This is a genomic window from Psychrobacter sp. 1Y4 (assembly GCF_051847555.1).
Genome location: NZ_JBPYDE010000764.1, coordinates 1 through 625 on the forward strand (window position 1 = coordinate 1; position 625 = coordinate 625).

General features: G+C 46.6%; 1 protein-coding gene. It reads left to right on the top strand.

Annotation, left to right across the window (positions count from 1 at the left end; genetic code table 11):
- Nucleotides 1–569: penicillin-binding transpeptidase domain-containing protein (locus ACS8FC_RS18760; RefSeq protein WP_439297901.1), on the top strand; the 569-nt coding region annotated here is incomplete at its 5' end.
- Nucleotides 570–625 lie beyond the last annotated feature (56 nt).

The following is a 625-nucleotide window of genomic DNA, read 5'->3' on the forward strand; positions in this document are numbered from 1 at the left end:
CTAGAGTAGCATTTGAGATGGCAGATATTTTACGTGATGTGGTGCAGCGTGGTACTGCAGTACGAGCAAAAGCCTTGGGCCGTGATGATATTGGTGGCAAAACCGGTACAACCAACGAAGCCAAAGACGCTTGGTTTGCAGGATTTCATCCTACCAATGCAACGGTTGTATGGATGGGTTTTGATCAGCCAACATCTATGGGTCGCCGAGAGTATGGTGGTGTGGCTGCCCTGCCCGTTTGGATGGACTTTATGAAAGCTCAGCTCAAAGATACGCCAAACCAATGGGTGTCTATCAATAACCGCTCAAAATCTAAAAAGCAGCAGCAGCAAATTATAGAAATGACCGATGATGGTATTATAACTGATGATGACGACATCTCTGATAATAGCGCACCAGCAAAACCGGTCAAGACTCAAACTCAGCAGCGTAAGCCGACCCTACCTGAACCAACTGCAGATACTAACAACTCAGCAGCTCAAACGAGTAGCAGCCGTAGCAATGATAGCGTGCCGCAAAATCCTTTATCGGTCACACCGGTCCAGCGTATGCCTCCGATGCCAGAATAATCTACCAGTATCTCTAATTACCGATATAAAAAAGGCTTGTTCAGTCATCACTGAGT